21 protein-coding genes are annotated in these 17,883 nt (G+C 74.3%); 17 read left to right on the top strand and 4 right to left on the bottom strand.

Annotated features, from left to right (window positions below; translation table 11 throughout):
* Window positions 1–67: 67 nt before the first annotated feature.
* A complete protein-coding gene (locus AB0J97_RS37980) occupies window positions 68–538 on the top strand; it encodes a MarR family transcriptional regulator (RefSeq protein ID WP_357705501.1) in 471 nt (156 codons plus the stop codon).
* A 35-nt stretch (window positions 539–573) separates the two neighbouring features.
* Here the strand turns inward: AB0J97_RS37980 and AB0J97_RS37975 are convergent, their stop codons facing one another.
* Complete coding sequence (locus tag AB0J97_RS37975) at window positions 574–1,533, bottom strand: DsbA family protein (protein WP_364098137.1); 960 nt, start codon at window positions 1,531–1,533, stop codon at window positions 574–576.
* A 57-nt stretch (window positions 1,534–1,590) separates the two neighbouring features.
* Between AB0J97_RS37975 and AB0J97_RS37970 the strand changes: the two genes are divergently transcribed.
* The 6 genes from AB0J97_RS37970 to AB0J97_RS37945 all read left to right on the top strand — a co-directional run bounded on the left by AB0J97_RS37970 (window position 1,591) and on the right by AB0J97_RS37945 (window position 6,753).
* On the top strand, window positions 1,591–2,154 hold the full coding sequence (locus AB0J97_RS37970; RefSeq protein ID WP_364098134.1) for a TetR/AcrR family transcriptional regulator: 564 nt from the start codon (window positions 1,591–1,593) through the stop codon (window positions 2,152–2,154).
* Window positions 2,155–2,275: 121 nt separating this feature from the next.
* Window positions 2,276–3,247: a small ribosomal subunit Rsm22 family protein gene (locus AB0J97_RS37965; protein ID WP_364098131.1), complete on the top strand. Its 972-nt coding sequence runs from the start codon at window positions 2,276–2,278 to the stop codon at window positions 3,245–3,247.
* A 27-nt stretch (window positions 3,248–3,274) separates the two neighbouring features.
* Entirely contained in the window at window positions 3,275–4,042 is a 768-nt protein-coding gene (locus AB0J97_RS37960; protein ID WP_364098128.1) for a GNAT family N-acetyltransferase, read from the top strand.
* 44 nt (window positions 4,043–4,086) lie between these two features.
* Window positions 4,087–4,974, top strand: a complete 888-nt coding sequence (locus tag AB0J97_RS37955) for a pentapeptide repeat-containing protein (RefSeq protein WP_364098125.1) — start codon at window positions 4,087–4,089, stop codon at window positions 4,972–4,974.
* 31 nt (window positions 4,975–5,005) lie between these two features.
* Complete coding sequence (locus tag AB0J97_RS37950; RefSeq protein ID WP_357705495.1) at window positions 5,006–5,485, top strand: Rrf2 family transcriptional regulator; 480 nt, start codon at window positions 5,006–5,008, stop codon at window positions 5,483–5,485.
* Between the two features lie 44 nt (window positions 5,486–5,529).
* Window positions 5,530–6,753, top strand: a complete 1,224-nt coding sequence (locus tag AB0J97_RS37945) for an MFS transporter (RefSeq protein WP_364098122.1) — start codon at window positions 5,530–5,532, stop codon at window positions 6,751–6,753.
* A gap of 89 nt (window positions 6,754–6,842) precedes the next feature.
* Here the strand turns inward: AB0J97_RS37945 and AB0J97_RS37940 are convergent, their stop codons facing one another.
* Together AB0J97_RS37940 and AB0J97_RS37935 are read right to left on the bottom strand one after the other, a co-directional pair.
* On the bottom strand, window positions 6,843–7,604 hold the full coding sequence (locus AB0J97_RS37940; protein ID WP_364098119.1) for a hypothetical protein: 762 nt from the start codon (window positions 7,602–7,604) through the stop codon (window positions 6,843–6,845).
* 250 nt (window positions 7,605–7,854) lie between these two features.
* Window positions 7,855–8,352, bottom strand: coding sequence for a MarR family transcriptional regulator (locus AB0J97_RS37935; protein ID WP_364098116.1), 498 nt, complete (start codon window positions 8,350–8,352; stop codon window positions 7,855–7,857).
* A 77-nt stretch (window positions 8,353–8,429) separates the two neighbouring features.
* On the opposite strand from AB0J97_RS37935, the gene AB0J97_RS37930 reads away from it, so the two are divergent.
* Window positions 8,430–9,338 carry an EamA family transporter gene (locus AB0J97_RS37930; RefSeq protein ID WP_364098113.1) on the top strand — a complete coding sequence of 303 codons (909 nt, stop codon included), beginning with the start codon at window positions 8,430–8,432 and terminating at the stop codon, window positions 9,336–9,338.
* 37 nt (window positions 9,339–9,375) lie between these two features.
* A complete protein-coding gene (locus AB0J97_RS37925) occupies window positions 9,376–10,239 on the top strand; it encodes an SMP-30/gluconolactonase/LRE family protein (protein ID WP_364098110.1) in 864 nt (287 codons plus the stop codon).
* A 15-nt stretch (window positions 10,240–10,254) separates the two neighbouring features.
* Here the strand turns inward: AB0J97_RS37925 and AB0J97_RS37920 are convergent, their stop codons facing one another.
* Window positions 10,255–10,743: a DinB family protein gene (locus AB0J97_RS37920; protein ID WP_364098107.1), complete on the bottom strand. Its 489-nt coding sequence runs from the start codon at window positions 10,741–10,743 to the stop codon at window positions 10,255–10,257.
* Window positions 10,744–10,810: 67 nt separating this feature from the next.
* On the opposite strand from AB0J97_RS37920, the gene AB0J97_RS37915 reads away from it, so the two are divergent.
* From AB0J97_RS37915 to egtE, 8 genes are all read left to right on the top strand, one after another.
* Window positions 10,811–11,209, top strand: a complete 399-nt coding sequence (locus AB0J97_RS37915; protein WP_364098104.1) for a VOC family protein — start codon at window positions 10,811–10,813, stop codon at window positions 11,207–11,209.
* Window positions 11,210–11,438: 229 nt separating this feature from the next.
* Window positions 11,439–12,032, top strand: a complete 594-nt coding sequence (locus tag AB0J97_RS37910; RefSeq protein ID WP_357705487.1) for a sigma-70 family RNA polymerase sigma factor — start codon at window positions 11,439–11,441, stop codon at window positions 12,030–12,032.
* Window positions 12,033–12,072: 40 nt separating this feature from the next.
* Entirely contained in the window at window positions 12,073–12,318 is a 246-nt protein-coding gene (locus AB0J97_RS37905; protein WP_357705486.1) for an anti-sigma factor, read from the top strand.
* Between the two features lie 90 nt (window positions 12,319–12,408).
* Window positions 12,409–13,674 carry an ergothioneine biosynthesis glutamate--cysteine ligase EgtA gene (gene egtA / locus AB0J97_RS37900; RefSeq protein ID WP_364098100.1) on the top strand — a complete coding sequence of 422 codons (1,266 nt, stop codon included), beginning with the start codon at window positions 12,409–12,411 and terminating at the stop codon, window positions 13,672–13,674.
* Window positions 13,671–14,966 (top strand): ergothioneine biosynthesis protein EgtB, encoded by a 1,296-nt coding sequence (gene egtB, locus AB0J97_RS37895; protein WP_364098097.1) that lies wholly within the window; start codon window positions 13,671–13,673, stop codon window positions 14,964–14,966. Before egtA ends, egtB begins: the two co-directional genes overlap by 4 nt.
* Complete coding sequence (gene egtC / locus AB0J97_RS37890; protein ID WP_364098094.1) at window positions 14,967–15,677, top strand: ergothioneine biosynthesis protein EgtC; 711 nt, start codon at window positions 14,967–14,969, stop codon at window positions 15,675–15,677.
* A gap of 19 nt (window positions 15,678–15,696) precedes the next feature.
* Window positions 15,697–16,677 carry an L-histidine N(alpha)-methyltransferase gene (egtD, locus tag AB0J97_RS37885; RefSeq protein ID WP_364098091.1) on the top strand — a complete coding sequence of 327 codons (981 nt, stop codon included), beginning with the start codon at window positions 15,697–15,699 and terminating at the stop codon, window positions 16,675–16,677.
* Window positions 16,677–17,849: an ergothioneine biosynthesis PLP-dependent enzyme EgtE gene (egtE, locus tag AB0J97_RS37880; RefSeq protein ID WP_364098088.1), complete on the top strand. Its 1,173-nt coding sequence runs from the start codon at window positions 16,677–16,679 to the stop codon at window positions 17,847–17,849. The genes egtD and egtE overlap by 1 nt, the downstream gene beginning before the upstream one ends.
* The last annotated feature ends 34 nt before the right edge of the window (window positions 17,850–17,883 follow it).

Here is a 17,883-nt window from a genome sequence, read left to right as displayed (position 1 = left end):
ACGAACTGTTTGTGTCGCGAAGTAAACTTAGTTCGTGCCGCCAACTACTGTCAATTACACTGGTCGCATGGTCGCCACCGAAGCGCCCGGCCTGAGCCTCACCGAGGCGCTCGTCCGCCTGGCGCACCTGGTCCATCAGGTCTACGGCGAGGTCAGCAGGGAACACGACCTGACCCCGCAGCAGGCCCAGCTCCTGTGCCTGCTGGTCGACGGGCCCATCGGGATGACCGGGCTGACCCGGGCGCTGCACCTGGAGAAGTCGAGCCTGACCGGGCTGGTCGACCGCGCCGAGAAACGCGGGCTGGTGGCCCGGGTGCGCGACGCGCGCGACCGCCGCGCCTGCCTGATCGAGCTGACCTGCGCGGGCGCGGAGATCGCGGTGCGTGCCCACGACGGGGTGACGGCCCGCCTGGAGACGCTGGCCGCCGGTCTGCCCGCGCCGCACCGCGACCTGCTGGCCGGGACCATCGGGACGATCCTGACCGAGGACACCGCCCGTACGGGCCGCGCCTGGGCCGCCCCCGAGCCCGGCCGCTGACCGGCCGCTGACCGGCCGGCCGCCGTGGCTCGGCGTCAGGCGTAGTCGGGGGTCATGGCGGCGGCCAGGGTCAGGTGCGGGGCCGCCTGCTCCGGGTGGCCCTGGCGGTGGAGGGTGCGGCCGAGGAGGTGACGGGCGTAGGAGTCGTCGGGCGCCTCGGCGACCAGGCTCTCCAGGGCCGTACGTGCCCGGCCGAGCTGGGCCGAGGCGAAGTACGACCTGGCGGCCAGAAGCCGCACCCCGCGATCCGTCCCGTGCTCGTCGAGCAGCGGGCGCAGCAGCGTGAGCGCGCCGAGCGGGTCGCGCTGGTCGAGCAGCGACTCGGCGAGGCGCAGGCGCTCCACCTCGGCGGGCAGCCGCCTGACCGGGTGGCCGGCGGCGTCGGCCAGGAACTCCCTGATCACGTCCGGCGGCTGGGCCCCGGCCAGGGCGCGGTCGCCCGCCACGATGGTCGGCGACGTGCGCACGCCCTTGGCCTTGCCCGTGAGCAGCAGCTCGCGCACCAGAGCGGCGCCCCGCCCGTCCCACGGCACTCCGGACTCGGCGGCGATCGCCGACAGCACGGCCGGGTCGCCGATGTCGCGGGTCTCGACGAAGTGGGCCGACAACACCCGCTCGACCACGGCCGACTGCAGGGCCGTGCCGCCCGTCTCGTACGCCACGGCGATCAGCCGGTGGGCCTCCAGCGTGTTGGGCCGCCAGGCCGCCCCCCACTGCTCCCCGAGCCCCTCGTCGGCGGCGATGCCCGCCACCCGCACCCGGTTGTCGGCCGGGGACAGGCCGGGCGAGCAGGCCCGCAGCGCCTCGTCGGCCATCGGGTCGCGCAGCGCCTCCGCCAGCGGCTCGGCCTTCGCGGGGGCCGACGGATCGATCTGGTACGGCCGCCAGACCACCTCGACCGGCTCGCCCTCCCAGGACGCGAGGGCCTTCTCCAGCCGCCGCTTCCCGATGTGGGCCCATCCGCAGACCATGTCCGCCCAGACTTCGATTCGCATGGCAGGCAATCTATGCGACAACTGTCGATTAGTCAACACATGTCGTATAGTGGCGGCGTGAACCCGGATGATCCGCGCGCGCGGCGTACGCGTGCCCGTCTCAAGGCCGCCGTGCTGGAGCTGGCCGCCCGGCAGGAACTGGGCAGCATCACCATGTCCGCGCTCGCCCAGCACGCCGAGGTCAACCGCGCCACGGTCTACCTCCACTATCCGGACGTCGACGCGCTGGTCACCGACGCCATGGAGGACGCCGTCACCGCCGTGGCGCGGGCGGCCGCCCTGTGCCCGCTCGACGCCCCCCGCGACCGGCCGCCGGCCCCGCTGGCGGAGCTGTTCGACCACGTGGCCGCCAACGCCACCCTGTACGAGCGCATGCTCGGCGGCCAGGGCAGCGCCCGCTTCGCCGCCCGGATGCGCGAGCGGCTCACCGAGGAGCTGACCGGCCGGTTCGCCGTGGGCAACCGTCCGGCGGGGTTCGAGGACGTGCCCGCCGACGTGCACGCCGCCTTTCTGGCCGGGGCGCTCATCGGCGTGATCACGCACTGGGTGTGCGGCGGCCGCCGGGACGCCGGCGCGGCCCAGTCGTTCTGGCGGCTGTTCCGGCCCCCGCTTCCCGGCTGAGCTCCGCCGCCCCCTTGATACGCTGCGTCGCGACATCGCTGGACGGACGGCAGTTCACCGGCCCCTCGCCGAGGTCGACACCGCCCTTCCCCGACACCGCCCAGACCGCCAGGACGACACGATGACCATGCTCCCCGACGAGCTCAGGACCGCTCTGGAGTCGGCCCTGGCCCGCTACGCGCCGCACGACCTGTCCCGCGCGACGGAACAGCTCACCGAGCGCTACCGCACCGGCCCGTCCGCCGCCGCGCCGCACCTGCGCACCCCGGCCGACATCGCGGCCTACGCCGCCTACCGCATGCCCGCCACGTACGCCGCCGCGGGCACCGCCATGCGCCGGGCCGCCGCGATGACCCCGGGCTTCGCGCCGCGGACGCAGCTCGACGTGGGCGGCGGCACCGGCGCGGCGGTCTGGGCGGCCGGGCCGGTCTGGCCCTCGCTGGAGCGCGTCACCGTCATCGAGCACGACCCCCAGATCATCGAACTCGGCCGGCGGCTGGCCAGGACCGCGCCCGTGCGCGACGTCACCTGGCGACGCGCCTCGATCGACCCGGGGCTCGACCGGCCCGCGGCCGACCTGGTCACCATGTCCTACGCCCTGAACGAGCTGCCCCCGCAGCGGCACGCCGACGTCGTGCGCTGGCTGGCCGGGGACGCGACGATGGTGATCGTCATCGAGCCCGGCACCCCCGCCGGCTACGCCAACATCGCCACCGCCCGGGAGACGCTGACCGGGTGCGGCCTGACCATCGTCGCCCCCTGCCCGCACGACGGCCCCTGCCCGATCCGGCAGGGCGGCGACTGGTGCCACTTCTCCGTACGTCTGCCGCGCACCTCTCTCCACCGCCGCGTCAAGTCGGGCACGCTCGGCTTCGAGGACGAGAAGTTCTCCTACGTGGCCGCCGTACGGGGGGAGTGGCCGCGGGCGGCGGCCCGCGTCCTGCGCCACCCGCAGAAGCGCAAGGGCATGGTGTCGCTGCGCCTGTGCACCGGCGACGAGGTCCGGGACGTGGTCGTCTCCAAGCGGCAGGGCGAGCTGTACCGGCTGGCCCGCGACGTCGACTGGGGCGACGACTGGCCGGCCGCCGACTGACCGCCGCCCGGCGGTAGGGTCGGCGAAATGGACCATGACGAGGTTTTGGCGCTGTTCGACCGGCAGTCGCGGCGGGAGGCGCGCCCCGACGGGCCGGGCGCCAGGGTCGAGCGCGACGGCGACGTGGTCCGCCAGGTCGGGCCGCCGCACGCGTGGAACGGCGTCCTGTGGTCCGGCCTCGACGAGGAGAGCGCCGACGCGGCCGTCGCCCGCCAGGTGCGCTTCTTCGGCGACCTCGGCCTGGGGTTCGAGTGGAAGCTGTACGCCCACGACCGGCCCGCCGACCTGGCCGACCGGCTCCTGGCAGCCGGGTTCGCCGCCGAGCCCGCCGAGACCGTGATGGTGGCCCGGATCGCCGACCTCGACACCACGGTCGAGCCGCCCGACGGCGTGCGCCTGGTGCCGGTCACCGACGTGGCGGGCGTGGAGTCGCTGGCCGAGGTGCACGAGCTGGCCTTCGGCACCGACAGCGGCCGACTCCGCGACCACCTGCTGGCACGACTGTCCGACGACACCGTCGTCCCCGTCCTGGCGGTGGCGGACGGGCGGCCGGTGAGCGCGGCCCGGCTCGACCTGACCCCCGGCACGAGCTTCGCCGGGCTGTGGGGTGGCGGCACCGTGCCGGGCTGGCGGGGGCGCGGGCTCTACCGGGCGCTGATCGCCTGGCGGGCGCGGCGGGCCGCCGACCGCGGCTACGACTACCTCCAGGTCGACGCCTCCGATCAGAGCCGGCCGATCCTGCTCGGGCTCGGGTTCGTCCCGCTGACCACGACCACGCCGTACGTGCGGCCCTGACCTCGCCGGTACCCTGGGCACACCCCGTCGTGACAAGGAGAGCGTTGCCCGAGAGGAACCCGCGCGAGCTCGGCCTGCTGGCCGACTGCGAGAGCTGTTTCGCCCTGTGCTGCGTCGCCCTGCCGTTCGCCGCCTCGGCCGACTTCGCCGTCGCCAAGGACGCCGGCCGTCCCTGCGTCAACCTGCGCGACGACTTCCGCTGCGGCATCCACGCCCAGCTCCGGCAGCGCGGCTTCCCCGGCTGCACCGTCTTCGACTGCTTCGGCGCCGGGCAGAAGGTCTCCCAGGTCACCTTCGAGGGCCGCGACTGGCGTGCCGCGCCCGAGACGTCCGGGCAGATGTTCGCCGTGTTCCCGGTCATGCGGCAGCTCCACGAGCTGCTGTGGTACCTCGCCGAGGCGCTGACCCTCGACGCCGCCGCGGAGATCGCCCCCGAGCTGCGGGCGGCGTACGAGGCGACCGAGCGCCTGACCCGCGAGAGCCCCGGCGTCCTGGAGCGGCTCGACGTGGCCGCCCACCGGGGTGAGGTCAACACGCTGCTGCTGCGGACGAGCGAGCTGGTCAGGGCCGGTCGGCGGGGCAGGGAGCACCGCGGGGCCGACCTGATCGGCGCCAACCTCAAGGGCGCCGACCTGTGCGCGGCCAACCTGCGCGGCGCCTACCTCATCGGCGCGAACCTGCGCGGGGCCGACCTGCGCCTGGCCGACCTGATCGGCGCCGACCTGCGCGGCGCCGACCTGTCCGGGGCCGACCTCACCGGCTGCGTCTTCCTCACCCAGGCCCAGGTCAACGCGGCCAAGGGCACCCCCGCCACGAAACTGCCCGCCTCCCTGGCCCGCCCCGACCACTGGACGGCCACCGCCGGCGAGCCGGCGCCCCGCGGCCGCCGCGACAGGGCCGGCTCCCGTGGACGGCAGGGCCGCCGCGGCTGACACCCGAAAGGGACATGTAGTATCCCCTTTCATGCGCATGGGTGAAGGCGTCGAATGGGGGCTCCACTGCTGCCTGGTGCTGGCGTGGCTGGAGGACGAGGCCCCGCTGCCCACCGGGCGGCTGGCGGCGCTGTTCGAGCTGCCGCCCGTCTACCTCAAGAAGCGGCTCCAGGCGCTGGTACGCGCGGGCGTCCTGGCCTCGGTGCCGGGCGCGCAGGGCGGGTTCAGGCTGGCCAGGCCGCCCGGCCGGATCACGCTCATGGACGTCGTGGCCGCGGTCGAGGGCCCGGACGAGGCGTTCAGGTGCACTGAGATCCGGCAGCGCGGCGCGGGGGCCGAGGCGCCCGCCCGCGAGTTCGCCCACCCCTGCGGGGTCGCGGCGGCCATGCGCCGAGCCGAGCTCGCCTGGCGGCGCGAGCTGGCCGCCCAGACGGTCGCCGACCTCATGGCCGCGGCTCCGGCGAACGCCCCTGACCGCGCGCGCCGCCACTACGAACGCCTTCGCGGCTGAATCCGACCCCGCCCACAGGGCGCACACGTTTAAGGAGAATCGGGATGTCGAATGTCCCGAATGAGACGGAGCCCCGAGGGCTCGCCCCGACGCTCGTGCTGGCGCTCGGGACGTTCGCGGTGGGCACGGACGCGTTCGTGGTCGCCGGATTCCTGCCGGACCTGGCCGCGTCGCTGGGCGTCACCGAGGGGGCGGCCGGGCAGTCGGTGACGGTGTTCGCCGCGGCGTACGCGGTGCTGTCGCCCGTCCTGGCCACCGTCGCCGCGCGGGTCCCGCGGCGGGTCCTGCTGGTCGCGGCGCTGGTCGTGCTCGGGCTGGCCAACCTGGGGTCGGCGCTGGCGCCGTCGTTCCCCGTCCTGGTGGTCACCCGGGTGCTGGCCGCGGCGGGGGCGGCGGCGTACACGCCGGGCGCGGGCGCGGTGGCGGCCGCTCTGGTGCGGCCCGAGCTGCGGGCGCGGGCGCTGGCCGTGGTGGTGGGCGGGCTGACGGTCGCGACGGCGCTCGGCGTGCCGCTCGGCGACCTGGCCGGCGAACGGCTCGGATGGCGGTACGCGCTCGGCGCGGTGGCCGTGGCCTGCCTGGCGGTCGCCGCCGGGGTGCGCGCCGTCATGCCGGTGCTGCCGGGCGCGCCGCCGGTGCCGCTGCGTGCCAGGCTGGACGTGCTGAGGCGGCCGGCGGTGACGGCCATCCTGCCGCTCACCGTGCTCGGGATGGCGGCCAGCTACACCGTCTACGCCTACAGCGCGCCCGCTCTGCGCGCCGTGGGCGTGGAGGGGACGGCGGGCCTGCTCTTCCTGTACGGGCTCGGCGCCGTCCTCGGCAACCTGGCCGCCGGGTACGCCACCGACCGGTGGGGCGCGCACCGGGTGCTCCCGGCCGCGTACCTGGTCATGGCCGTCAGCCTGGGGCTGCTCGGCTGGATGGCGGCGCCCGGCGCGGCGGCCCCGTCCGGCGCGCTGTCCAGTACACCGTCCGGCATGCCGTCAGGCGTGCTGGTCGGCGTGCTGGTCCTGGCGTGGGGCGCGAGCAGCTGGTGCCAGACGCCGCCGCAGCAGCACCGGCTCATCGCCGCCGCGCCCCTGGAAGCGCCGCTGGTGGTCTCGCTCAACTCCTCGGCGATCTACGCGGGGATCGGCGCGGGCACGCTGCTCGGCGGGCTCACGCTGCCGTCGGGCGCGGCCCTCACGTACGGGACCGGCGCGGCGCTGGCGGCCGTCGCCCTGGCGTACGCCCTGGCCACCCGCCGCCGGGACCGGGACCGGCCCTGACGACCGCCGCGCCCCACCTGCCGGACCATTCCGTGCTCTCGCCGGTCCCGGCGGGCTCGGCGGGCCGGTGGCCGGGCCGGGGCGGTGGGTCAGCGTCTGCGTGGCCTGGTCCGTACGTCCGTCGGAACCTTGCGCGGCAACGACGGTCTCGTCAGGGGTTCCGTCGACGGCCCGTCCCAGTCCGGCCTCTTCACCTCTCCGCCGCCCTCGGCGGGATCGGCGCCGTCGAGGGACAGGATGCGGCCCTTGAAGGTGGGGTGCTTGGACTCCCAGTACCGCCAGCCCTCCACCCTGGCGGGCACGTTGGCTATCCCCGCGCCGACCTCGACGTTCCGGCAGGTGCCGAGCACCGACCAGGCCGACCAGCCGATGCGGTAGCCGAAAACGCGGTACCACATATTGCCGTACATCCCTTTGCTGATGGTCCGGCTGTATTCATGGCCAGTGAAAACCATATGCCGCTCTTCGAGGTGCGGCAGGCCCATCCTGCGCAGATTGCTGACCAGATCTCCGGTCGTGATCGAGGATTGCCGCTCGTTCTCCGTCTCCCGGAACGCCCGCACTTCGTATTCCCGCGTCACCGTCACCGTGATGGTCCCGCCGGGGCCGTCAATGTAGCGGGTGCGGGGGATGAAGAAGTTCCTCGGCGAGAGGGAATGGATTTTGAAGAAGGTGTGCTCGTCACAGGGCCCGCCATCGCCCGCGTGCGCCGCCGGAGGAACCAGGGCGAGGACGAGGGCCGTCGAGAGCGAACCCCGCGCGACCGCTCGCGTCGTGGTGCGCCCAAGACGACGTGCTGTCGATCGGAAGGGGTTGATGACGGCTTTTGTTCGCCTATCGGGTGAGAACATGTACCGTTCCTTTCGGAATGTAGCCCAAAGTCGCCACCCGAACCCGTAGACCGGAATGCGGCCTTTCCGTTCGGCGAGCAGGGCATTTAGACCGGTACGATGTTTACACTTGCCCCGAATCGCTCATCGACGCCACACCGGAAACGCATTCCCGGTGACCGGCAAGATTCAGTCGCAGAAGTGCCATGGATCAGAAGCGACGGCGTCCGTCACATCGATCAGGCGCCGGCGGGCCACCGCGCCGCCCGTGTCAGGGGGTGCTGTCGCCGAGGGATTCGAGCAGGTCGCGCAGGGTGGTGGCCAGTTGTTCGCGCCGCCGTCCGGTGAGCGCCGCCAGCAGCCGCTGCTCGGTCGCCAGGTGGTCGGGCAGCGCGCGGTCGACCAGCGCGAGCCCTTCGGCGGTGAGCGTCACGTGCACGCCGCGCCCGTCGGAGTCGCTGGGCGTACGCCGCACCAGCCCGCGCGACTCCAGCCGGTCGAGCCGCTGGGTGACGGCCCCCGAGGTGACCATGGAGGCGCGCATCAGGGCGGCGGGGGTCAGGCGGTGGGGCGGGTCGCTGCGCCGCAGCGTGGCCAGCACGTCGAACGAGGCCCGGTCGAGACCGTGCCCGGCGAACGTGCGGCTCAGCTCGGCGTCGATCAGCCGGGACAGCCGCGACAGCCGTCCGATCACCGCCATGGGGGAGACATCCAGGTCAGGGCGTTGCGCGTGCCACTGCCTGAGGATGGAGTCAACCTGGTCAGCCACGTCCGCAGCCTACAAGTGTCTTAGCGGTGAGGAAAATCACCTGGCTGGAACGTCCGGAGTTGGGTTAATTTGTCTTAGTGCTAAGTAATCGAACGGGAACCGTTCTGCTGACCGCCCTCACGCCCGCCATCTGGGGGACCACCTATCTGATCACGACAGAACTGCTGCCGCCCGGCCGCCCCTTGCTGGCCGCGTTGATCCGGGCCCTGCCGGCCGGGCTGATCCTGATCGCGATCACCCGCCGGCTGCCCGAGGGGAGCTGGTGGTGGCGCGCCCTGGTGCTCGGGGCGCTCAACATCGGATTGTTCTTCGCCTTGTTGTTCGTGGGCGCGTACCGGCTGCCCGGTGGGGTGGCCGCGACCGTCGGCGCCATCCAGCCGCTGCTGGTCGCGTTGTTGTCGGCGGGACTGCTGGGGGAGCGGGTGACCTGGCGCGTCGCGCTCGCCGCGGCGGCGGGCGTGGCCGGGGTGAGCCTGCTGGTGCTGCGCGCCGACGCCCGGCTCGACCTGCTGGGCGTGGCCGCCGCGCTGGGCGGTGCGGTGGTGATGGCGGTGGGGGTCGTGCTCAGCAAGCGCTGGAAGTCGCCCGCGCCGCTGCTGGCCACCACAGGCTGGCAGCTCACGGCCGGCGGCCTGCTGCTCGCCCCGGTCACGCTCCTCGTCGAGGGGCCGCCACCCGCGCACCTGACCGGCGAGAACCTCGCCGGGTACGCCTACCTCGCGATCATCGGCTCGGCCCTGGCCTACACCCTGTGGTTCCGGGGCATCCGCGAGCTGTCGGCCACCAAGGTCACCTTCCTCGGCCTGCTCAGCCCCGTGGTCGCCACCGCGCTCGGCTGGCTGGTGCTCGGCCAGCGGCTCACGCTCGCGCAGGTGATCGGCGCGGTCGTCGTGCTCGCCGCCCTCGTCGTGGCGCAGCTCCAGCCCGTACGGCATCGCGCCGCGCCCGAGCCGCTGGCCCCCGTGCCCGCCGGCGACAAACGGTGATCGCGTACGCCGTTAGGATCGGGGCGAGGAGGCCGGTATGAGCATCAAGGCGTACCCCGTCACCGATCCGGTGGCCGAGCACGGCGAGGGGCCCGTGTGGTCCGGCCGCTGGGGCGGGCTGCGGTGGGTGGACATGCTCGCCGGCGACGTGCTCGCCCTCGACGACTCCGGCGGCGTGCGGCGGCGGCACGTGGGCGAGGTCGCCGCGGCCCTGCGCCCCCGCGTGTCCGGCGGCTACGTGGTCGCCGGCGAACGCGAGCTGCTGCTGGCCGACTCCGACGACCTCGAGGCGCCGCTGCGCTCGCTCGGCCAGGCGTGGAGCGACCCCGGCGTGCGCATGAACGACGGCGGCTGCGACCCCCAGGGCCGCTTCTACATCGGCAGCATGCCCTACGACGAGACCCCCGGACGCGGCTCCCTCTACGTGGCCGGGCCGGACGGCGCGCTCAGCCCGGTGCTGACCGGCGTGACCGTCTCCAACGGCCTCGACTTCAGCCCCGACGAGAGCCTGGCCTACTACGCCGACACCGCCACCGGCCGGGTGGACGTCCTCGACCACGACCCGGCGGGCGGGCTCACCGGGCGCCGGCCGTTCGTGACGATCGATCCCGCCCAGGGCGCGCCCGACGGGCTCACGGTCGACGCCGAGGGCGGCGTGTGGGTGGCGCTCTGGCAGGGGCACGCCGTGCACCGGTACACCCCCGACGGGCGGCTCGACGCCGTCGTCGGGCTGCCGGTCGGCAAGGTCACCGCGGTCACGTTCGGCGGCCCGAGTCTCGACCGGCTGTTCGTCACCACGTCGAGGCTCGGGGTCGACCCCCGGGAGCAGCCGGAGGCCGGGGCCCTGTTCGCGGCCGACCCCGGCGTGCGCGGCCGGCCGGTGCTGCCCGCCGCCCTGTGACGAGGGCGGTGACGGTCAGCGAGGATGGTCGCCGGTGGCGCCGTCGATCAGCTCCCGCAGGATGTCCATGTGGCCCGCGTGCCGCACGGTGTCCTCGATCATGTGGATGAGCACCCAGCGCAGCGTCACCCGCTCGCCCGCCCACGAGGTGCCGGGCGCGTCGAGGGGGAGGTCGGAGATCGCCTTGTCGGCGGCCGCGCGGGCCCGGCCGTAGAAGGCGGCGATCTGCTCGGTGGTCTCCCGCTCGCCGATCTCGAAGTCGTCCTCGGGGGCGAACCACAGCGGCTCGACCTCGCGGCCGAACGTCGAGCAGAACCAGCCGTACTCGACGGCGGCCAGGTGTTTGACGATGCCGAGCAGCGACGTGCCGGACGGTGTCATCGGCCGCCTGACCTGCTCCTCGCCGAGGCCCTGGAGCTTCCACACGATGACGTCGCGGTGCCGGTCGAGGCTGGCGTGCAGGCTCTCCTTCTCGCCACCGGACGGAGGCACTCTTCTTCCCATGCCCGCGACCGTAACAGCGTGGTCCGACACGTTGCCGCCGCGGGCCGGGGGCCGCGATACTCCGTGCATGATCGGTCATATCGGCATCAACGTCCCCGACATGCGGGCGGCCAAGGAATACTACGACGCCCTCCTGCCCCTCCTCGGCTACAAGGAGTTCTTCGACAGCGAGGAGGAGATCGGCTACATGCCGGCGAACGACAAGCCGGGCACGTACCTGTTCCTCTACCGCTCGCAGGAGCCCGGCGGCTACTCGCGGCACCGCACCGGGCTGCAACATCTGGCGTTCATGGTGCCCAGCCGGTCAGCGGTGGCGGAGGCGCACGCGCGGGCCGTGGAGCTCGGCTCGGAGGTGCTGCACGAGCCCAAGGAGTTCCCGGAGTACCCGCCGCCCTACCACGCCGCGTTCTGGCTCGACCCGCACGGCGTCATGCTGGAGGCCGTCTGCCACCACGACCGCGACTGACCTGCGGCGATCCCGGTCCCGTGCGGCTGGACGGCCTCCGCCGGGGAAGGTTCCCTGTCGGTGCCGCCGTACGACGTGCGGGCGCGGACCGGTGTGCGATCTTCAGGTACGAGGGGGCGAGGGCTAGCCTGGAGCGTGAGTCCCGCACGTGCCCGGCGGCCGGCCGGGCGTGGACGACGCGCGGCCCGATGTCATGATGTCCCCGACGCTCGACCGGGAGGAAACGATCGTGGGGCCTTTCGCGGGCGGTGGGCTGCCCCCGGACGACGTCGTCGTGGCGGCGTTGCGCGCCGGGGACGAGTCGATGTTCGCCGCGCTCCTCGACACCTGGTCGCGGGGGATGTTGCGGGCGGCCAGGTCCTACGTGTCCACCGACGACTCGGCCGAGGAGGTCGTGCAGGACACGTGGCTGGCGGTCATCGGCGCCATCGACGGGTTCGAGGGACGCTCCTCGGTCAAGACGTGGGTCTACCGCATCCTGGTCAACACCGCCAAGAAGCGCGGCCTGCGGGAGAGCCGCACGCTGCCGTGGAGCGCGTTCGAGCCGCCGGCCGGGCCGGCCCAGAAGGAGCACGGCCCCACGCCGGAGGGCGCGGTGCTGGCCTCGGAGGCCCGCGGCCTCATCGGGGAGGCGCTGGCCGGGCTGCCGCCCCGGCAGCGGGTCGTGATCACGCTGCGTGACCTGGAGGGATGCACGTCCGAGGAGGTTTGCGAGATCCTGGAGATCTCGGCCGCCAACCAACGAGTGCTCCTGCACCGGGCAAGGGCCACGGTCCGAGATCGGCTCGAAGGCTACTACCAGTCCGTGAAGCGGTCAGAATAGGTTAAACGGTTCAACGTTCAGAGGTGAGGCGGTCAACGTCGTGAAGCGGTTCACGTGCGACGAGCTGGTGGAACTCATCACCGCCTATCTTGACGACGCTCTTGACCGGCCCGAACGCGAGGGGTTCGAGGCGCATGCGGCGTCCTGCGCCGACTGCGGGCGGCAGCTCGACCAGTTCCGCGAGACCATCCGGGCCCTCGGCCAGTTCCCGCCGGAGCGCAAGCTGTCCGACGGCACCCGCGACCGCCTGATGTCCGCCTTCAGGGCCCGCCGCCATCGAGGGTGACGCTCCCGCGCGAAGGGTGCGAAAGGGGCAAATTTAGGCGGATCATCAGATTTCGCGTAACGCTGGCGGGCCTCGCGGGTCTGTATCCACATGCGCCACGCGATGACCGGCCCGGTGGCCGGCGGGTCCGGCGCCTCGGAAGCGGCCGGCCGGCCGCTGCGGGGCGTGCCGGAGGTCGAGGAGTTCGCACGCAGGTGCTTCGCCCCCGCCCCGGGTGACCGGGTGGGGGCCGAGCTGGAGTTCCTGGTCTTCGACCGGGCGGACCCGGCGCGGCAGGTGCCGATGGGCCGGGTCGAGCGGGCCGTCCCGGCACTGGCCGGCGGGAGCCGGGTGACGTACGAGCCGGGCGGCCAGATCGAGCTGTCGGGCCCGGCCGGGCCGCTCGCCGAGGCCGTCGGGCGGCTGGCCGCCGACGTCGCCGCCGTACGCGCGGCGCTCGGGCGGGACGGGCTGGTGCTGGCCGGGGTGGGGCTCGACCCGCTGCGCCCGGCCCGGCGGCAGCTCCGCCAGCCGCGCTACGACGCCATGGCCGAGTTCCTGGGCCGCCCGTACGGGCCGCTGATGATGTGCTCGACCGCGTCCGTCCAGGTCAACGTGGACCTGGGGGAACGGCCGGCGGCCCGGTGGGAGCGCGCCCGGCTGCTCGCGCCCGTCCTGACCGCGGCCTTCGCCAACTCGCCGCTGAGCCACGGACGCCCCTGCGGCTGGATGTCGGGCCGCCAGGCCGTCTGGGAGAACCTGGACCCGACCCGCACCGCCCCCGTCGACGGCTCCGGCGACCCGGCGGCGGCCTGGGCGGCGTACCTGCTCGACGCCCGGCTCATGCTCGTCCGCGAGGACGAGCGCCGCTACCGCGCGGTCGACGACGGATCGACCTTCCGCGACTGGCTCGACGGCGCGGGCGAGCGCCCGCCCACCCCCGACGACCTGGCCTACCACGCCACCACGCTCTTCCCGCCGGTCCGGCCGCGCGGCTGGCTGGAGATCCGCTACCTCGACGCCCAGCACCCCGACGACTGGCCGGTGTGCGTCGCGGTCACCCACGCGCTGATCACCGACGACCGCGCCGCCGACGCCGCCCTGGCGGCCGCCGAGCCCGTCGCGGGCCTGGCGGAGGTGGCCGCCAGGTGCGGCCTGACCGACCCGCGGCTCGCCCGCGCCGCCGAGGCCGCCTTCCGCGCCGCCGTCGAGGCGCTGCCCCGGCTCGGCGTGCCCCCCGGCCTGGCCGCCGAGGTGTCCGGCTTCGCCGCCCGGTACGTGAGCGCGGGCCGCTCCCCGGCGGCCGACCTGATGGACCTGATGACGGACCCGGTACGGCGGCTGCCGGCCTGGTTGAGCGGAGAAGGACAGGCATGAACGACATCAAGCAGCGCATCGCCGCCGAGCTGACCGCGGTACGCGACCGTTCGCTGACCTACACCGAGGCCGAGGACGACCTGCTGCTGCGCCAGCACTCCCCGCTGATGTCGCCGCTGGTGTGGGACCTCGCGCACGTCGGCAACTACGAGGAGCTGTGGGTGCTGCGCGAGGCCGCCGGGATCACGCCGCTGCGCCCCGAGATCGACGACATCTACGACGCCTTCAAACACCCCCGCAAGGACCGTCCCACCCTGCCGATCCTCGGCCCGGAGGAGGCCAGGAAGTACATCGGCGGCGTACGCGGCCGGGTGCTCGACGTCCTGGACGCGATCGACCTGGAGTCCGCCGCGCCGCTGCACCGCGACGGGTTCGTGTTCGGCCTGGTCATCCAGCACGAGCACCAGCACGACGAGACGATGCTGGCCACCTGGCAGCTGTCCGGGCAGCCCGGCCTGATCCGCGACGGCGACCTGCCGCCGGGCCGCGCCGCCGGCTCCGACGAGGTGCACGTCCCCGCCGGACCCTTCCAGATGGGCACCGGCACCCTGCCGTGGGCCTACGACAACGAACGCCCCGCCCACCAGGTCGACCTGCCCGCCTATTGGATCGACCGGCTGCCGGTCGGCAACGCCGCCTACGCCGCGTTCGTCGACTCCGGCGGCTACGACGACCCGCGCTGGTGGCACCCGGACGGCTGGCGCTGGCGGCAGCGGAGCGGAGCCGCCGCGCCGCTGTTCTGGACCCGCGACGGCGGCACCTGGTGGCGCACCCGCTTCGGCCGCGCCGAGCCGGTCCCGATGGACGAGCCGGTCCAGCACGTGAGCTGGTACGAGGCCGACGCCTACGCCCGCTGGGCGGGCCGGCGGCTGCCGACCGAGGCCGAGTGGGAGAAGGCCTGCGGCTGGGACCCGGCGGCCGGACGGGCCCGCAAGTACCCGTGGGGCGACGAGGATCCCCGTCCGGACCTGGCCAACCTCGGTCACCGGGCGGCCCGGCCGGCCCCGCTGGGCGCCTATCCGGCCGGGGCGAGCGCGTACGGGGCCGAGCAGATGGTCGGCGACGTGTGGGAGTGGACCGGGTCGTGGTTCCAGCCCTATCCCGGGTTCCGCAGCTTCCCGTACAAGGAGTACAGCGAGGTCTTCTTCGGGCAGGAGTACCGGGTGCTGCGCGGCGGCTCGTGGGCGGCCGACCCGGCGGCGGTGCGGACGACGTTCCGGAACTGGGACTACCCGATCAGGCGGCAGATCTTCACCGGTTTCCGCTGCGCCCGCGACGCCGAGCGGGCCTAGATGTGCCGGCACGCCGCCTGGCTGGGCGCCCCGCGCGCGCTGACCACGCTGATCCACGAGCCGGAGCACGGCCTGCTCGCCCAGTCGTACGCGCCCCGGCGGCAGCGCCACGGCACGGTCAACGCCGACGGCTACGGCATGGCCTGGTACGACCCGGCCAGGACCGAGCCCGTGCGCTACCGCCGCGCGATCCCCATCTGGGCCGACGCCAACCTGCCCGCCCTCGCCGAGATCGCCCGCTCCCGCTGCCTGCTGGCGGCCGTGCGGTGCGCCACGACCGGCATGCCGGTCGAGGAGAGCGCCACCGCGCCGTTCGCCGGGGGCGGCTGGCTGCTCAGCCACAACGGCCGGGTCGAGCGCGACGCGGTCATGGACCTGGCCGACGACCTGCCCGAGAGCCCCTGCGACTCGGCCTGGCTGGCCGCCGCCGTGTTCGCCCGCGGGAGCGCGGGGCTCGGCCTGGCCGCGGCGCTGGCCGACGTCGTCGTGCGCGCGGGGGAGAAGGACCCCGCCGCCCGCCTGAACCTGCTCGCCTGCGACGGCACCGCGCTCGCCGCGACCGTCTGGGGCGACACCCTCTTCTTCCACGCCGACCAGGACGGCGTGTACGTGGCCAGCGAGCCGCTCGACGACCGGCCGGGCTGGCAGGCGGTGCCCGATCGCAGCCTGCTGACCGCCACGCCGGACGACGTACGCGTCCAGCCGTTGTGACCTTCTGAAGGAGGATCTCGTGCCCGTCACCCAGCCGACCGTCCGTGTGATCAACCATCTTGACCCCGGCTACCTGCGCCAGGCGCTCGAACACGACGTCAGGACCGGGCTGACGGCCACGCCGAAGTGGCTGCCGCCCAAGTGGTTCTACGACGAGGTGGGCAGCGACCTGTTCTCGCGCATCACCCGGTTGCCCGAGTACTACCCGACCCGCCGCGAACTGACGATCCTGCGCGCGCGGGCGGGCGAGATCGCCGCGGTGAGCGGCGCCGACACGCTGGTCGAGCTGGGGTCGGGCACGAGCGAGAAGACCGTGATCCTGCTGGACGCGCTCACCGCGGCGGGCACGCTGCGCGCCTACACGCCGGTGGACGTGGACGCCGTCACGCTGGAGGCGGCCGCGCGCCGGCTGGGCGGCCGTTACTCCGGGCTGGAGGTGCGGCCGGTGTGCGCCGACTTCGAGCGGCACCTGCGGCTGCTGCCGCGCTCGGGCAGGCGCATGGTGGCCTTCCTCGGCGGCACGATCGGCAACCTCGAACCGGCCGCCCGCCAGGTGTTCCTCAAGGAACTGCGCGCCACCCTGCGGCCCGGCGACACGTTCCTGCTCGGCGCCGACCTGGTCAAGGACACCGCGCGGCTGGTCGCCGCCTACGACGACGCCGCCGGGGTGACGGCCGCGTTCAACAGGAACGTCCTGCGCGTGGTGAACCGGGAGCTGGCGGCCGGGTTCGAGCCGGAGGCGTTCGAGCACGTCGCCCTGTACGACGAGCGCAACGAGTGGATCGAGATGCGGCTGCGGGCCACCCGGGACATGCGGGTGCCGGTCGGCGCGCTCGGGCTGACGGTGGACTTCACCGCGGGGGAGGAGATGCGGACCGAGATCAGCGCCAAGTTCCGGCTGGAGCCGCTGAGGGAGGAGCTGGCCGCGGCCGGGTTCACCGTCCTGCGCTCGTGGACCGACCCCGACGGCGACTTCGGGCTGCTGCTGGCCGGTACGTGATGGCCGAACACCGGCGGGCTGCTGCCGGCCGGTACGTGATCGCCGAACGCTGGCGGGCCGCGCGCTCGGCCGGGCCGCCCGGCCACCTCGACGCGGCCGGCTGCAACGTGCCCAGCGACCGCGTGCTGGCCGCGACGGTCGAGCACCTGGAACGGGAGCGCGAGCGCGGCGGGTACGCCGCCGTGCCCGGCCTCACCGCGCCCAGGTCCGCGCTGGCCGCCCTGACCGGCGCGGCCGCCGCCGACGTCGCCTTCCTGGAGAGCGGCACGGCCGCGATGGCGGCGCTGCTCGGCGGCTGGCGCCTGCCGCCGGGCGCCCGGGTCGGCTTCACCCGCTCGGAGTACGGCAGCACGCTCATGCTGCTGCGCCGCCTGGCCGCCGAGCGCGGCTGGACCCTCGCCGAGCTGCCCGCCGACGACGACGCCCGCCTCGACCTCGACGCCCTGTCCGCCGCCCTGCGCCGCGGCCTGGACCTGGTCACCCTTCCGCACCTGCCCTCCCACCGGGGGACCGCGCAGCCGGTCAGGGAGATCGGCCGCCTGTGCCGGGAGGCCGGCGTGCCCCTCGTCCTGGACGTGTGCCAGTCGCTCGGCCACCTGGACGTCACCGGCACGATGGCCACCGCCTACGTCGGCACCTCCCGCAAGTGGCTGGCCGGGCCGCGCGGCGTCGGCTTCCTCATCGTGCCCGGCCTCACCGAGGAGATGGACGCGGCGGCCCCCACGCTCGGCGGTCACGTATGGCTGGACGACCCGCCGCGCACCGGGCCGCTGCCCGGGGCCGCGCGCTACGAGAGCGCCGAGTCGGCGGTCGCGGCGCGGGTCGGCCTCGGCGTCGCCGTCCTGGAGCACCACGACCTGGGGCCGGACGCGGTCCGCGGCCACCTCGCCGACCTGGGCGCGACGGCCCGGCGCACGCTCGACGGCCGGGGCGGCTGGCGGGTGGTGGAGCCGTACGACGAGCCGACGGCCGTCGTCACCCTGCGCCCGCCCGACGGCGGCGACGCCGCCAGGACCGCGGCGGCGGCGGCCGGGGCGGGCCTGCTGGTGGGCGTCGCGCCGGTCGCCCGCGCCCCGCTCGACCTGCGCGAGCCGGTACTGCGCGTCTCCCCGCCCCCGGGCACCCGGCAGGAGACGTTGGACGCCCTGGCCCGCCTCCTCGACGGGCGCTAGAGCGGCCGTCGAAGACGGACGCCGGACCAGGCGG

Source organism: Nonomuraea sp. NPDC049607, from assembly GCF_040675375.1.
Taxonomy (GTDB): domain Bacteria; phylum Actinomycetota; class Actinomycetes; order Streptosporangiales; family Streptosporangiaceae; genus Nonomuraea.
Note: the sequence above shows the minus strand (reverse complement) of the source record. Positions and strands in the feature narration are given on the sequence as shown.

Coding starts and splice junctions, on each gene's coding strand:
- AB0J97_RS37980 (WP_357705501.1), top strand. CDS start 68: ATGGTCGCCACCGAAGCGCCCGGCCTGAGCCTCACCGAGGCGCTCGTC.
- egtE (WP_364098088.1), top strand. CDS start 16,677: ATGGCCGAACACCGGCGGGCTGCTGCCGGCCGGTACGTGATCGCCGAA.
- egtC (WP_364098094.1), top strand. CDS start 14,967: ATGTGCCGGCACGCCGCCTGGCTGGGCGCCCCGCGCGCGCTGACCACG.
- AB0J97_RS37960 (WP_364098128.1), top strand. CDS start 3,275: ATGGACCATGACGAGGTTTTGGCGCTGTTCGACCGGCAGTCGCGGCGG.
- AB0J97_RS37975 (WP_364098137.1), bottom strand. CDS start 1,533: ATGCGAATCGAAGTCTGGGCGGACATGGTCTGCGGATGGGCCCACATC.
- AB0J97_RS37915 (WP_364098104.1), top strand. CDS start 10,811: ATGATCGGTCATATCGGCATCAACGTCCCCGACATGCGGGCGGCCAAG.
- AB0J97_RS37965 (WP_364098131.1), top strand. CDS start 2,276: ATGACCATGCTCCCCGACGAGCTCAGGACCGCTCTGGAGTCGGCCCTG.
- egtB (WP_364098097.1), top strand. CDS start 13,671: ATGAACGACATCAAGCAGCGCATCGCCGCCGAGCTGACCGCGGTACGC.
- AB0J97_RS37945 (WP_364098122.1), top strand. CDS start 5,530: ATGTCGAATGTCCCGAATGAGACGGAGCCCCGAGGGCTCGCCCCGACG.
- AB0J97_RS37920 (WP_364098107.1), bottom strand. CDS start 10,743: ATGGGAAGAAGAGTGCCTCCGTCCGGTGGCGAGAAGGAGAGCCTGCAC.
- AB0J97_RS37950 (WP_357705495.1), top strand. CDS start 5,006: ATGCGCATGGGTGAAGGCGTCGAATGGGGGCTCCACTGCTGCCTGGTG.
- egtA (WP_364098100.1), top strand. CDS start 12,409: ATGCGCCACGCGATGACCGGCCCGGTGGCCGGCGGGTCCGGCGCCTCG.
- AB0J97_RS37940 (WP_364098119.1), bottom strand. CDS start 7,604: ATGTTCTCACCCGATAGGCGAACAAAAGCCGTCATCAACCCCTTCCGA.
- AB0J97_RS37925 (WP_364098110.1), top strand. CDS start 9,376: ATGAGCATCAAGGCGTACCCCGTCACCGATCCGGTGGCCGAGCACGGC.